This window comes from Sulfurimonas lacustris, from assembly GCF_059705355.1.
In genome coordinates this window covers 1,499,443-1,513,866 of sequence record NZ_AP046125.1, presented here as the reverse complement: position 1 = coordinate 1,513,866, position 14,424 = coordinate 1,499,443, and the positions used below count along the sequence as shown (strand labels likewise).

At 40.3% G+C, this 14,424-nt stretch carries 15 protein-coding genes; 3 read left to right on the top strand and 12 right to left on the bottom strand.

Going from position 1 to position 14,424, the window contains the following annotated elements; translation table 11 throughout:
- The first annotated feature begins 29 nt into the window (after positions 1-29).
- The 3 genes from AC6H4V_RS07830 to AC6H4V_RS07820 all read left to right on the top strand — a co-directional run bounded on the left by AC6H4V_RS07830 (position 30) and on the right by AC6H4V_RS07820 (position 3,475).
- Positions 30-749: a response regulator transcription factor gene (locus AC6H4V_RS07830; protein WP_497606391.1), complete on the top strand. Its 720-nt coding sequence runs from the start codon at positions 30-32 to the stop codon at positions 747-749.
- Positions 746-1,987 (top strand): ArsS family sensor histidine kinase, encoded by a 1,242-nt coding sequence (locus AC6H4V_RS07825; protein WP_497606390.1) that lies wholly within the window; start codon positions 746-748, stop codon positions 1,985-1,987. Before AC6H4V_RS07830 ends, AC6H4V_RS07825 begins: the two co-directional genes overlap by 4 nt.
- Before the next feature lie 102 nt (positions 1,988-2,089).
- Positions 2,090-3,475 (top strand): OprD family outer membrane porin, encoded by a 1,386-nt coding sequence (locus tag AC6H4V_RS07820; protein ID WP_428730104.1) that lies wholly within the window; start codon positions 2,090-2,092, stop codon positions 3,473-3,475.
- Positions 3,476-3,801: 326 nt separating this feature from the next.
- Here the strand turns inward: AC6H4V_RS07820 and AC6H4V_RS07815 are convergent, their stop codons facing one another.
- The 12 genes from AC6H4V_RS07815 to nosZ all read right to left on the bottom strand — a co-directional run bounded on the left by AC6H4V_RS07815 (position 3,802) and on the right by nosZ (position 14,363).
- Complete coding sequence (locus AC6H4V_RS07815; protein ID WP_428730103.1) at positions 3,802-4,269, bottom strand: DUF302 domain-containing protein; 468 nt, start codon at positions 4,267-4,269, stop codon at positions 3,802-3,804.
- Between the two features lie 122 nt (positions 4,270-4,391).
- On the bottom strand, positions 4,392-4,862 hold the full coding sequence (locus AC6H4V_RS07810; protein WP_428730102.1) for a nitrous oxide reductase accessory protein NosL: 471 nt from the start codon (positions 4,860-4,862) through the stop codon (positions 4,392-4,394).
- A gap of 10 nt (positions 4,863-4,872) precedes the next feature.
- The gene (locus AC6H4V_RS07805) at positions 4,873-5,700 is read right to left on the bottom strand and encodes an ABC transporter permease (RefSeq protein WP_428730101.1); all 828 of its coding nucleotides are present in this window, start codon (positions 5,698-5,700) and stop codon (positions 4,873-4,875) included.
- Positions 5,701-6,150 (bottom strand): hypothetical protein, encoded by a 450-nt coding sequence (locus AC6H4V_RS07800; protein WP_497606389.1) that lies wholly within the window; start codon positions 6,148-6,150, stop codon positions 5,701-5,703. It abuts the gene before it with no gap.
- Positions 6,137-6,775 (bottom strand): ABC transporter ATP-binding protein, encoded by a 639-nt coding sequence (locus AC6H4V_RS07795; protein WP_497606388.1) that lies wholly within the window; start codon positions 6,773-6,775, stop codon positions 6,137-6,139. The genes AC6H4V_RS07800 and AC6H4V_RS07795 overlap by 14 nt, the downstream gene beginning before the upstream one ends.
- 3 nt (positions 6,776-6,778) lie before the next feature.
- Positions 6,779-7,684 (bottom strand): NapH/MauN family ferredoxin-type protein, encoded by a 906-nt coding sequence (locus AC6H4V_RS07790; RefSeq protein WP_428730098.1) that lies wholly within the window; start codon positions 7,682-7,684, stop codon positions 6,779-6,781.
- Positions 7,685-7,695: 11 nt separating this feature from the next.
- A complete protein-coding gene (locus tag AC6H4V_RS07785; RefSeq protein WP_428730097.1) occupies positions 7,696-8,202 on the bottom strand; it encodes a c-type cytochrome in 507 nt (168 codons plus the stop codon).
- Between the two features lie 2 nt (positions 8,203-8,204).
- The gene (locus AC6H4V_RS07780; RefSeq protein ID WP_428730096.1) at positions 8,205-8,819 is read right to left on the bottom strand and encodes a c-type cytochrome; all 615 of its coding nucleotides are present in this window, start codon (positions 8,817-8,819) and stop codon (positions 8,205-8,207) included.
- A gap of 5 nt (positions 8,820-8,824) precedes the next feature.
- Positions 8,825-9,565 carry a 4Fe-4S dicluster domain-containing protein gene (locus tag AC6H4V_RS07775; protein ID WP_428730095.1) on the bottom strand — a complete coding sequence of 247 codons (741 nt, stop codon included), beginning with the start codon at positions 9,563-9,565 and terminating at the stop codon, positions 8,825-8,827.
- Positions 9,566-9,568: 3 nt separating this feature from the next.
- A complete protein-coding gene (locus tag AC6H4V_RS07770; protein WP_497606387.1) occupies positions 9,569-10,786 on the bottom strand; it encodes a nitrous oxide reductase family maturation protein NosD in 1,218 nt (405 codons plus the stop codon).
- 2 nt (positions 10,787-10,788) lie between these two features.
- Positions 10,789-11,571 (bottom strand): cytochrome C, encoded by a 783-nt coding sequence (locus AC6H4V_RS07765; protein WP_428730093.1) that lies wholly within the window; start codon positions 11,569-11,571, stop codon positions 10,789-10,791.
- A 191-nt stretch (positions 11,572-11,762) separates the two neighbouring features.
- Complete coding sequence (gene nosZ / locus AC6H4V_RS07760; RefSeq protein ID WP_497606386.1) at positions 11,763-14,363, bottom strand: Sec-dependent nitrous-oxide reductase; 2,601 nt, start codon at positions 14,361-14,363, stop codon at positions 11,763-11,765.
- Positions 14,364-14,424 lie beyond the last annotated feature (61 nt).

Here is a 14,424-nt window from a genome sequence, read left to right as displayed (position 1 = left end):
CTAAAAATAAGAAAAACTTAACATTCATAATGCTACAATGCACGCTTTTGTGGGAGAAGCGGATGCAAGAGGGTATAAAAGTATTGATGGTGGAAGATGATGTTGTGTTGTCTGAGTTGCTGGGGAGTTATCTACGTAATTGCGGGATAAGCGTTGCCATAAATGGCGACCCTACCACGGTTATCGAACATCTCAAAAAAGAGAGCTTTGATCTTGTGATTCTTGATTTGTCCCTTCCTAAGATGGATGGACTTTTTCTTTGCGAGAAGATTTCTACTACCTTTGATGTGCCCATCATCATCTCTTCTGCGCGGGATGAAGTGAGCGACAAGGTGCTTGGGCTCGAAAAGGGTGCGGATGACTATCTTCCAAAGCCATACGACCCTCGTGAGCTTGTGGCAAGAATCCATGCGATGCTGCGTCGCAAAAAAAACTCTGCCTCCCCCTTAGAGGAGGAGAGTCACGCTGATTTTAAAGTAGATAAAGCGCAAATGAGTATCTATCACCATGATAAACTTCTGGATTTGACTGTTGCGGAGTATGGGATTCTCTCTTTGTTTTTAAAACAGCGAGGTATGGTTCTAAGTCGAAGCAGCATCTTAGATGGTGTAGAGGGGCTTAGCTGGGAGAGTGACGAGAGAAGCATCGATGTCATCATCAGCCGTTTGCGTTCCAAGCTTTGCGACAACCCTCGCGCTCCAAAGTACATCGAATCCATCCGCGGTATAGGCTACAGGATGAAGACATGAACAAAAACTCCATCATTTTTAAAATCAGCCTCTTCTTTTTCTTGGCATTTTTAGCCATGACGGTACTTTTTAAGATGATGCATGATTATGAGTTTATCTCCGTCAAAGAGAATCTTAAAATGCACTACCATAAGGTGGCTAAGTCTGTAATGCTGTGGCATATAGGGCGCACGACAAAAGAAGAGCTACTCTTTACGCTTAAAAATCAAAATATTGAGATGGTGGAGGATGGCGCTTTTTATAGCTCTTTTGTGGATAAAGAGCGGTTTGAAACTATCTCGTGCGGGATGCAAAACTTTGATTTGTATGAGCGGGATGCGTACAGATATATGATGGTGCCCTTAAGTGTAGGCGAAATTGTGCTTAAAGATATGCAAACAGAGCCAATCGACGTTTACTATATGTGGTGGCTTTATGGCGCTTTTATCCTTGTTTTGTTTGCGCTTTTTCTCTCCATCGCTATTAGCATCTACCCTCTTAAACAGCTTCAGTTGCAGATTCGCAGGTTTGGAGAGGGAGAGACGGATCTAAGCCTTGCATCCAAACGAAAAGATGAGATTGCCGAGGTTTCCAATGAGTTTGACAGAGCCGTTAGCAAAATCAAAGCGATGATGAACTCACGAGCGATTTTCATACGCAACATTACCCATGAGCTCAAAACGCCCATTACAAAAGGGCAGCTCTCTCTTGAGTTTTTAGAGGAGTCGCGAACAAAAGAGATTTTGAGAAATGTTTTTATGCGCCTCAACCTCTTGACGCGAGAATTTTTACAGATTGAAAATGTAACAGCGTGTGATTGCCAGATAGATAAACGTACCTACAATCTGCTAGACATCCTAGACAATGCAGCAGATTTGCTTTTTTTAGAGCCTCAGAGCATCAAGCACAACATCACAAAATATACCATAGAAGCGGATTTTGAACTGATGAGCATTGTCTTTAAAAATCTTCTTGACAATGGCATAAAGTATTCACAAGATAGTGATGTTTTCGTGCGCCTAGAAGGGGATGACCTCTCCTTTTGCTCCAGAGCGCAACCGATGGAGAAGTCGCTTGAGCACTATATACAGCCCTTTACCAAATGTGACATCAATGCGGGAGAGAGTTTTGGGCTTGGTCTTTATATAGTGTACTATATCTTGCAAAAGCATGGAATGGAGCTCTCCTACACCCATGTAGAGGGGCTTAACATCTTTACAATTCATTTTGCCATTAACACGCCATTAACAAAAAATTAACAACAGATTTATATTGTTTACTTATACTGCTACTATGAAGTTTATCTAAGAGTTTTTTTCTGAGATAAACGGCAATAAACTAAAGAGAAAAAAGGGTTAAAAATGAGAAAAGCGATAAGACTATCATTGGCAGCAGCGCTTGTAGGTTCAGCAATGCTTCAGGGAGCGAGTGTTGACATAGATGGATATAGAGGTGGGACTCTTGATTTTATGTTAAAAGGCATTTATGTCGTTGATGACCATAAAAATGGTTTTGCTCCAAGCAATGGCGGCGGTTATTTAGTCAAAGTAAAGCACGTTACACCAGATATTTGGGTAGATAATCTCAAGGTAGGAGTTGGGGTTTATGTCAATGGCGATGCGGGATTGACGGACTGGGACAAAAATAGTGCTCCAGAGTATGACAAGGGCGCATATGGACTGAGTGTTGATGTTGATGGTGCGTCAAAAGCACTTATGGGTGAGTTTTTTGTTACCTATAAAAACAGCTATTTTGATGCAAAACTTGGACGACAAACTTTAGATACGCCACTTACAAAGATTCAAGTCTCCCTTATGCCAAACTTTTATGAGGCGTATATGCTAGGTACTAATGTTGTTGATGGACTGCGTCTCAATGCAGGGCATATCACGAAGATGTCCTTTGGTTCTCGTGCAGCGGCAGATGCTGGTATGATAGGCGAAAACACAGGAACGGCAGGTGTTGGTTTTAAAAACGATGACTTTATGAGTTTTGAAACAGCCACTTCTTATATCGATCAAGCAAAGTTTTACAATATGGGAGTAGCGGCAGGTTTGAAAAAAAACACCAATGGACGCAGTGTTGTTGGCGCAACATATACAGGTGTCAAAAATCTTCAAGCTGATTTTTGGGTGTACCATTCAGATGATGTTGCAGATGATTTTTATGCAGAGGTTGGCTACAAAATCCCTCTCAATGAGAGCTCGGCAGTTAAACTCAGTGCGCAATATCTTATGCAAAAAGATACGGGAGATTCACTTGCAGGCGAGAGAGACTTCAATATGTTTGGTGCTAAGGTAGCCTATGATGCAAAGCAGTGGGGTGTTTTTGCTGCATATAACAAATCTGGTGATGAAGATGGCACAGAGGGACAGTACTTTAATGCTTGGGGAGCTGACCCTGCCTATACAAGCACTATCTTTTCTCGTAACGCATACCGTACAGATGTTGATGCATATAAGATTGGTGCACACTACATCGTTATGAAGGGACTTAGATTTACGGTTGATTATGCGGAGTATGGCAAATCAAAGAGCACGGTTGGCGGCATTACAGCCCTTACAGCAAATACTGCGCTTGAAGATGCGTATGAAATCGATACAGGATTTACATACAAACCAAATCAAAACTGGTTTTTTAGAGTGTTCAATGCAAGACGTCTAAGCGAATTTGATGGCAGAGTGATTTCAAAAACTCCTGAGCGAAGAATGAACCACTACCGTGCAGCAGTCGTCTATAACTTCTAATCTTTCTTCTTTTTTTTCTCCTACAAAGCTCTTAGGTCTCATCCTAAGGGCTTCTTCCATATACTCTCTCTTGTAGATGTTTTTACTTTTGTACCTCTCTATGTGAAATGTTTTTTGCGTGGCTAAAGCCTATTTTCTGAACTATGTTTACCTTTTTTCTTGTATATCTCTTTTTATCGCCTCTGTTTATTTGAAGAGAGAGATGATAAAGTCTGTTATAAAAGCTTCATGAAAGAGGGCAAAATTCAAATGAGAGGTGATAGGGGTGGGAAAATCTGTTCTAAAACATTTGCAAAGTGCGAATGTTTTAGAGAGGAGAGGGAGTTTTACTCCATCTCCATTGAGCCTTGGATGGCTGCTACGACTTTGTTTTCTAATTTTACGAGAGCAGGGTATGCTTTTGAGTCTCTTGGTGCTGATGTTGGACGAACGTATAGGACAGACGTTACGCCATCTTTTTCAGTAAGCGTGATACGAACAGGGCAGTATGCCATCATGTCGGCGTCAGCATTGATGATACTGTTTCCAATCATTCCATTGCATGCGACAAAAGTTTTGACAGCAGTAACACCCGCCTTGTTATACTCAGCACCTAGCTTTTGAACCAAACCTCTTGTCTTAAACTCTTCAAGGATATCTAACTCCCAAACGATGATGAGCATATCTGCTTTAAATTTATCACGGATATTTTGCATCACTTTGTCAATCGGAGCTTTGTAGCTCGCCTTAAAAACATTTGTCTCAGCCGCCATAAGCGATAAGCTAAGCAAACACATAATCAAAATCTTTTTCATCTGTACATCCTTTATTTTAGCCAATCTCTTGTAGAAGCGATAGCGTTGTGTAAGTATAGAAGTTTGGTATGAATTGGGTGTTAATTTTTTGTTAATGAAGTGTTAATATGGGGATTTTGTGGTTAAAGGCGATTGTTGAGGAGCCTGATGAGGGACTCCTTTATCTCTTTGAAGCTAAGTATTTTTTTGCCGTTGTTGTTTTGCGCAAAGATTTTTGCCTCTTCATAGCTTGCAAAAGGGACTAAATCATCACCTGCTGGAGAGGTTTTACTGCTTCCATAAACATAAAAAGCGCCTTTGGCGTCGATGGGTTTGAGTGTGTTGTAGTCAGTTACAAGAAGTTCTTTAAAATCCTCTTCGCTTTTGACGCCTATGTCATACCATCTTCCTGGTTGGTGGTAGAACTCTATCATCGATTTTGGGCTGGAAAAAAAGAGTTTTTTACCGTTGGTAAGTTCGATTTTAGAGACCCATTGCGGATCTTTGTGGACTTTTAGCTTTCTAACTACACACTCACTCTCTTTGTCATAATCCATCGTGTAGGCAAAGAGTAGTGTGCTAAGAAGCAAGACGGCGATAAGAACTATTTTCATGATTTTTCCTTTAAACTAAATCTTTTTTCTTAAAGATAACAAACCCAAATGTAGCAAACATAAGCCCAAGTAGCAACGGGTAACCTATGGCAACAAGTACAAAAATACCCTGACTCATCAAATCAAGTATGTAAAACGCTACAGGACCCATCACTGTGAGTTCTGGGTCAAAGAGGGAGATTGCAGCAACACGGAAGAGTTCCATCGGGTTGATAAGGGCGATAAAGAGGATGACGCCCTCATTCATCCTCTGTTGCAACATAAGCGAGATAAGCGCTATGTCGATAAACGCTAACAAAAATATCCAGATGAAAAATGCGATACCAAGAGCAACTTCAGAGGATTTAACAAAAGAGGAGATAAAAAAAGCAATCCCTAAAAATGTACTTGAGAGCGAAAAGAGAAGCCCAGTGTATAAAAAGAAGATGCTCCAAGGAATCGCTGCACCTTTGATAGCTCCAAAAATAATAGCGATAACCATCGCAAAGAGTACAGGCAGATAGACCGTGATAAATCTTCCTATGATTTTACCCCAATAGTAGTGTTTGAGCGAAATGGGAAAGGAGAGCATATACTCTAAGATGTGGTTGTCTCTATCGCCTGAAATGGAGCGAACGGTGGTGATGAGGATAAAGATGGGCAAAATCACGATGGTGATTTGGATGTACATCAAAAGAAGTCTGCTTAGTCCGCTAAAACCCATCACTTGAGATTCTGTTACCCCTGCGATGAAAAAGAGTGCGATAAGCCCGCCAAAAACAAGCGAATAGACGATAAACCATTTTGCTCTTATGGACTCTTTGAGGTCTAAGTATGCGATGAGAGAGAGATTTTTCATCTAGTTTCCTAATATCTGTTTTCTGATTTTTGGGTTTGCCATATGTTCGCCGCGTAGCATCTTAAGTGCTACTTCATCCATTGGAATTGTATCGGATTTTTGTGCTTCATAGGCTGCAAATCCATAGTTCATAGGTGTTTTTTCATTGATGCTAAAGTGTGCTTTGCGTGCATCGATGTACTGGTGTGTATCGTTTGAAAAAACCTCTATTTTTGCGCTATCGAGTGCCACGTTATGCTCTTTTGCCCATAAAACTAGACATCCGATATCATCAAAAGAGCGTTTTTTAGAGTTGGCTTCAAGTTTTGCCGTGTGCAGGTGAGACTCTGGAAGTGGCATATTGCATTTTGGGCATACCTCTTTTTTTTGTGCAGTTGGCGTCTCAGAAGAGCCGCATCCAAGCGCAAATGCTAACATGATGAAAAGAGAAAAAAACTTAAAAAACTTCATCTGAAAATATTTTTCCCATATCCATATAAATCTGTCTGTTGACGAGTTCTTTTACCTCTTCTAGTCTATGTGTCACAAAAAGAAGTGTTTTTGGCTCTTCGTTTTGCTCTAAAAGTCTGTAAAAGTCGTCTCTTGCTTTTGGGTCAAGGTTGGCTGTTGGTTCGTCATAGATGATGATGTTACTCTTTTTTGCAAGACTGATAGCAATGAGGAGTTTTTGCTTCATACCGCCGCTTAGTTTGAAAAATGATTTACTCATATTTTCGTTGATGTCAAGCTTCATCTCGTTTGCGTAGTGCTTTATAAGCTCTTTATCGACATCTGCACTCACGCTGATATAGTGCATAAGCTCTTCGATGCTGAGTTTGATGGGTGGGGGAAGCTGTGGAACAAAACTGATATCTTTGAGCACATTTGTGCGCTCTTTGATGGGATTTTGTCCATTGATAAGCACTTCACCGCCATCTGGATGGTAGTATCCAAGGATGGAACGGATAAGTGTCGTTTTACCTGCTCCGTTTGCCCCCATAAGTGCAATAGACTCCCCTATGTCAAAAGTACAGCTGACACTATCTAAGGAGAGGTGCGAGCCAAACTTTTTGGTAAGATTTTTTACTTCTATCATCTGCTATACCAAACTTTTGAGTCTAAAATCAAAGTTAAGCGCATCAGCGTGGCAAACATCTACACATCTGCCGCAAAGCGTACAGTCAGCACCTGTTATGTACTCTCTTGTTATTCCTTTTTCTTCTCTTTGTTTGTCATATTTTGCTTTTGTAATCTCTAAAACCTGATTTTCAAAACAGACATCATGGCAAACCATACAGTGGTCACAGTTGTCATTCCACTCGATGCGAAGTGCCGAAACCTTCCCGATGTAGCCATACGTTGTCCCGATAGGACAGATATAAGTACACCATGCTCTGCGTGAGTAAAAAACCTCTATTGCAAAAACTGCCACAACCCAAAGAAGTGCTAAGCTCCATCCATAAGCAACCATACGGCTTAAAATCCCAACGACATTGAATGTCTCAAAAACCAAAAAGCCGCTAAAAAATGCAAGTACCAAAAAGATAGCCCAAAAAACATGTCTGACACGGTGGTCGAACTTTCTCTCTTTGATGATTTTTTTGCTCACAAGCGTGTTGTGCCACTTCTCGCCGATTTCACTTAGAAGTCCATAAGGACAAACCCACGCACAGTACGTCCGCCCGCCGATAAGCATATAAACGATGACGATGGTAGCCGTACCGATAATCATGTTTACAGGTATCTCATGCGTTGCTAAAAAGAGCTGCATCGTTGTAAAGACATCAATGAGATGAAAACCTAAAAAGCGTGAGCCATTAAGCGTCCCCTCAAGTGCCTGAATATCGACATGAAACGAGAGAAAAAAGAGAAGATGCACTGCAATGACTAGCGCCCATCTCTTTGCTCTGTAACTAAGAACAGTTTTGCCCTCTTTTGTCTTGTTGAAAAAAGTGGACCAAAATGTAGAGTGTTTTATGGTTTCTCGGTTGTTGTACTTATCCATGTCCTCTCCTTCTACTCTTTAGACTGGAGATGGAAGTTGCCAATCTCGTCTGCATACTTACGCAACTCCTCTTCAGTTGTGTTGATGAGAAGCCCCTTCATGATGATATTCTCTTTTCTGCCAGCTTTAAAGTCAACCAAATCTTTGTAGATTTTCTCTGCATCCTGCCCATAGAGTTTTGGTCCCATAAGTGCTCTGCCATCTTGCTCTCCAGAGCCGTTTGCACCGTGGCACGCGGAACATTTGCTCTTGTACTCTGCACTGACTTTGATTTCACCGATATTTCCAGCTTTGTCTTTGATGGCTTTGAGTTGCTCATCCTCTTTTTCTCTATCGCTTTTTTCTTGAGGTTGTGCCATTTGCTGCGTATTGGCTTGCGCAGGCATATTTTTATCTGCACCTATGTCCTCGATAACTCTTGCGTGCTCTCCACCATGGTATGCTCTTCCTTGTGAAGCAGTATAAGCCATCAAACCTACGATTAAAAGTGTCAAAATCCCTACAATTACATTTTTCATATCTATTTTCTCATCTCTTTGATTTTTTTGTTAAATTCGTAAATCTCGTCTGCCATCGCTCGTATCTCTTGCGTGCTCATCTGACTTACAAGGTCTTTCATAAGTACATTTGTAGCCGAACCATCTTTAAATTTTAAAATCTTTTCAAAGATAAAATCAGCATCTTTGCCAAGAAGTGAGGGTCCGATAACACCGTTTGCATAGTCATTGTGGCAAGCAGAACACTTTACGATAAACTCTTTGCTTAGTCTTTTGACAAGCATGGAAATCTCTACATTTTCATAAGGGCTTCTGACATGCAAATTCGCATCAATAGTAGTTCTTGCTTTTTCTCGCACAGAAGCATCGCTGTTTGCTGGTTGCATATTTGGGTCGTACGCACTTTTGACGTTGTAGTCGTAGTAGTATGATTTGCTCTGATTCTCATCGCCCTCTTTGAGTGCTACTTTTATTTCACCAGCATTTTCATTTTTGACTACTTCAATTTTTTGTGCGGAGGTTACCTCTTGTGCTTTGTTTGACGTCTCTTTACCCTCTTGTTTATCTCCATCGCTACAGCCATTAAAGAGTGCAAGAGAGAGGAGTGTGGAGAGTGTAAGCAGATTGATATTTTTCATTTGTATTAACCTCTGTTTCCATAAAATTGTTCATAAGTTACTCTAGGTTTTACGACGATAGAAGGTGTGTTTGTAGGACAAACCTCTTGGCACACACCACATCCGATACAGCCGTCATAGATTTCAGGTCTCATACCGCCGCCACTATCTCTTACCATAGCAATGGCGCTTAGAGGGTTTGGAATAGGGCACATATCAGCACAAAGCGTACACTCTTTGCCCTCAAAAGAGTCAAATTTCTCTAAAAGCTTCTCTTCAAGTGGGTTGATGTTAACAACAGAGTTGGTAAATGCGTGCATCTTCTCGTTGTACCCCTTTGGGATAGGGATACTCTTTATCGCGATACAGGTATCTGGAAACTCCAGCACTGCTATACCCATTTTGATATCTTCTGGTTTTTCACAGTGATGGTCAAGTGCGCCACTAGGACATGCAAGAACACAAGGAACGGCACTACATGCGTAACAGCCCCTCTCGTTTGCATCGATGTAAGGTGTTCCAACTCCATGACCGCTTACAAAATCAGCGAGTTTGATAGAGTGGTAAGGACAAACTTGAAGACACTGCCCACATTTGATACAGAGCGCTAAAAATTTTTTCTCATCCACAGCACCTGGGGGTCTTAGTCTGTTTTCAGCACGAAGCACATAGGGAGAAAAAACCATTCCGCCACCTAAAACAAGTCCTAAAACTCCCAAAGTGGAGTACTTAATAAACTCTCTTTTATCTGTTTTTACTTTTTCCAAAATTCATCCTTCTATTTTAACTATGGGCTTTTTGTCTTCAAACAAAAAAAGCGGTTTTGTAAATGGTGCCAACTTTGCTAGAAAATTGAGCAAAGAAATCACGGGTGAGCCGTAAAAAAATTTTACATCTGGATTGTAAACCCAGAGTTGGTCTGCATACTGATACACTTTGTGGGGTGTATCGCCTATATTGTCTCCATCTTTGTCAAATCCCTCGTAGTTGTCCCAGTAGTTTTGCGCTATGTCGTTGTTATATGTTTTGCTTGATCTTCCATCATTGACAACATCTTCGATATTTCCCATTATCTTGTTGTACTTGATAACGTTACTCTCACTCAAAGAGTGAAAGCGAATTCCCTCGGAGTTGTAGAGGATTTTGTTGTTCTCGATAGAGTTGTTTGTATCTGGTTCAAAAGAGGATCTATCGATGTACATCCCTTGCGCACAGTACAAAATAGTGTTGTCTTTGATAGTAAAGCTTGAAACCTCTTTGAGCCCTATGCCCATGCCTGTAGCTCCAAGCGAACTTTTGACAAAGTTGCCTGTTGCTATGGTATCTTTAGAGTACATAAAAAATATCCCAACCGAGTTGTATTGGTACTTATTGTTACGTACGATATTTTTGCCAGCGTACATAAAGTGCAAAGAGTATCTACAATGCTCTCCGATGTTCTCTTCGATAATATTGCCATGGCTATACCAAACAACCATATCACGCGAGTGAATAAGTTTATTTTGCTTGATGATATTGTCGTTGCTGTACCAAAGTCTTAACCCATCACCTTTAAGACCTAGTTCAAAATCTTTAGAAGTTATAGTGTTGTTAGCTATGATAGAGTTACGTACCATCTGCATATCTATACCAAAGAGGCAAGCATCGATAATACACTCACTCACCTCGCATTGGCTTGCATCTGAGATAGTAATCGCTGCATCAATGTTTTCGTGTCTATCGCCGCTGTTGATAATTTTGAGGTTTTTGAGTGTTACAAAAGAGCTTTTAATTTTGATAACAGTTCCTTTGTTTTCACCGTCGATTACAACCCCTTCCTCTTTGCCGATAATAGTCAAAGGCTTGTTTATAACCAGATTTCCTTTATAGACACCCGCAGGAAGTTTCAAGATAGAGCCACTTGGTGCAGCATCAATTGCTTCTTGCAGTACATTTGCACCAAAGAGGGGCAAAATAAGAACCAATAGTGCAAAGAGTGGCTTGAACATCTTTATTTATTCATCTCTTTAAAAGCTTTTTGTTTCGCAAAAAATGCCAAAAGACTCAAAAGACCGATTGCTACGATAAGATAAAAACCGATAGTCGGGTAAGAGTGTGTCGTAAACTGAGCGATTTTTCCATCTCCAAAAACAGTCGGCATAAACGGCTTGATTTTAAACGCACCCCAGTCATGCAAGTTGTGTCCAAACCAGTAGAGCCAGTAGGAGTAGTCAGCGATAAAAAGAAGAGGAAGTGATGCAGGAACGAGCATGATATAGTTAAATATCTTTGCATTGAACGCTATAAAATAGATCATTCCCAAAGAGAGAGCTAAAAGCGCATAGATGCCAATTTCTCTCTCAATCGTTCCGCCAATCCACATCGGATCCATTCCAACATAGTGATTGATGGTGTTCATCTCATGCACTTCGCCGCTATATCCATCAAAGTGAAAAAAGACAGGGATACCTAAAGGAAACGCCTCTTTAGGGTAGTTTGGAGCTTCAAGCGATACCGCCCAGATAGGCATAGAAGCGACACCTATCTCTGCAGCAGAATCTATCATTGCATCAAGGTTGTTGTGAGCCTCTTTTGGTGTAGTTACACTCTTATATCTGCCTTGATTGTAGAGGTTCCAGACGGTTTTAGTAAATGCAGGTATCTCTTCTACTTTACCAGCTTCAATCTTGTTAAGTGTTCCATGAAATGCAATCATAGGAAAAGTGAAGGAGAAGGTCAAAATGAGAAGGGCTAGTGTTGCAAATACTCTTGCTTTTATGATACTTGGATGCATGAAAAGAGTTCCTTTGTTGAATAAAATAAAATCTCAAAACTTGAGTGAAACATTCAAATTTTATTTTATATGTATTATATAACAAAATTTCTTTTATAAGATTGATTTATGAAATTTTTTTTATTATTTGACATAAAAAAAGGGGAAGGAAATCTATCTCCTCCCCCTTTGTGACACTTTAAAAAACTCTCTTAGAAGAGATTTGCATTTTGATCTACCCACTTGAGGTATTCAATGATGTTTTTAGTCTCTGCTTCATCCATATGCTGATTTGGCATTCTTAGGTTGAAGTAGTCAATCATACCTTTAACATAAGGTTCTGTGTACATTTTTTCAGGATTCATGATAAAGTCTTTTACCCATTTTTCACCATTTTCTCCATGTCTTTGAAGAACACCCGTCAAGTCTGGACCAGAAGATACTTTACCAATAACGTGACATCCGCCACATCCGCCTTCGCCAAATGCTTTTTCACCCGCAGCTGCAGCAGCTGACTGTTTTGTAGCAACAAGTCTTACTAGTGCATCTTTTGCTCTGATACCAACGTCTGCAGTTTTAACCATGTACTGCCAAATCATGTTTTCAAAAAGAATCGCTTTTTCCATATCGCCAGCTTTTACAGCCGCATCAGATTTCTTTTTCTCTTCAGCGATTTTGCCATACTGATCCATTGCATCCGTTACAAGATCCGCAACAACTTTATGTTTTTCATACTTATTCTCTTTTAAGAACTTCACAACAGACTGGATAACAGCGTCAGTTGCAGCATTTGTTGCTACAGTTTTGTCGTATTCAGCTTTGAGTTGCTCTGGAGACATAGTCTGCATCTTTTTCTTTTGTGTACTTTCATACTTTTTATTTGGGTCTTTAACCATCAAGTAACCCATCATCTCTAGGTGAAGCGCAGAACAAAACTCTGTACAATAGTAAGGGAAAACTCCTTCGATATCTGCTATAAACTTGATACTTGAAGTTTTACCAGGCTCTAGCGATGCGTGAATGTTGTAGTGGTCCACTGTAAATCCATGCGCTTCATCTTGTGCTCTCTCAAGGTTAGTGATGTAGAAAGTGACTTCATCACCTTTGTTTACTGTAATTCTCTCAGGATTGATGTGAGAACGAACCATAGTTGCGTAAACTTTAACTTTGTTTCCATCTCTTTCAACTCTCTCTTGACCTGCAAGCGTTTTACCCTCGTGAATTTTATCTTCTCTTGAGTTTGTACCCATTGTGTATCTTACGTGCCCATGAAGCTTTTCTGCACGAATTGCAACTGCTTGGTGTGGCTCTCCAAGTGGAAGAGGCATGTCAACAAGTAAGTCCATCTTTTTACCACTAATATCGATTAGCTGGTGGTTTTGTGGATGCAGTGGTCCAACATTTTGGAATCTATCAATCGCAAGTTTGTTAAGCGAGATGATATATTTACCTTGAGGATCGGCAGATTTTCCTTCCATTCCACAAAGGTGACCAACGTTATAGTGAACGTTTACTTTATCTAAAACTTTTAGAGTTTTATAGTTCCATTTTACGATTTGGCTATCAACATAAAGTGAAGTATAGATTTCACCGTCAACATTTGAGTATTGGTTGTGCAATGGCCCCAGACCCAACTCTGCTTGTCCATGAAGAGATTTTTTCATATCTAAGATAGGAATCCCATAAGGGTCTTTACCTGCATAATCTTTGTTTTTGATAAGCTCTTTGATTTTGCTCCATTTATAAACAGAAGCGTGTGTGTCAAGCTTTCCACAAACTGTGATGTACTCACCATCTGGAGATACGTCAACTCCGTGTGGAGATTTTGGCTCTGGAATCAAGAAGAGCGCATCATGTTTTACAGCTACTTCCATAGGAACGATTCTATGGTTATTGACAACTTTTACATTTTTAGGGTCTTTTGCAAGTTCTGCAAGTTTTTTCCAGTTGTAAACATGTAAAAAGTCAGTATCGTTTCTACTCATACCAGCTTCGTTTGGTGGCATACCAACTTCGATACCGCCTGTGTACATCTCAGAGTTAAATGAGTTTGTAAAGCCCCATCCATCAGAGACACCTTTACCGGAGTCACTTAAGTCTTGCATATATGGAGGCATCTCGATAGTGAAAGACTCTTTTGTATCTATTCTTCCCTTTTTCGTGTCAAATCTCCACATTGTAGCACCACCACGATAGACCTCTTTATAGTCTTCAATTGGGTGGTAGTTATCATCAAAAGGAGCCGCATACTGACACGCTTCAATGATATAATCACTGTTTTGAGTGAAGAACGCTCCACCGTGAGCAGATTTGAAAACAGGGTTTACAACGATTTGTTTTGTCTCAAAGTCCGCTAAGTCGATGATAGCAATACGTGGATTTGCTTTGTCGTTGATAGCAAGCCATTTTCCATCATATTTTCCATCTTTTTCTGAAAGAGCAGGGTGGTGTGTATCTCCCCAGTTAATCTCTCTTCCTCTGATATTTCCTTGTCTGAGAACTTTTTTAGACTCCTCATCAAATCCATATCCTTGCCAAGGCTCTGGAGTAAAGACACCGATGTACTTTAAAATTCTCATTGATGGAACACCATAAACAATCATCTGTCCAGCTTGACCAGCTGAGCTAAATACAACGAATTCATCTCTTCCGCCTGAAGGATTATACGTTTTTGCAGCACGAACGACATCGATTTCACTGAGTCCTCTTGCTTTCATAACTTTTTGCAGTTCACCGTCTGCCGCATGCGTAAGTGACGCAGCTACAGAAGCACCAACAAGAAGCGAAACAAGTTTGTTAGAATGCTTAGCCATTTTTTCTCCTTTAATTAGTTTGAGGTTTTAAAAAATTACTCAAATCATAAATGTATATTAG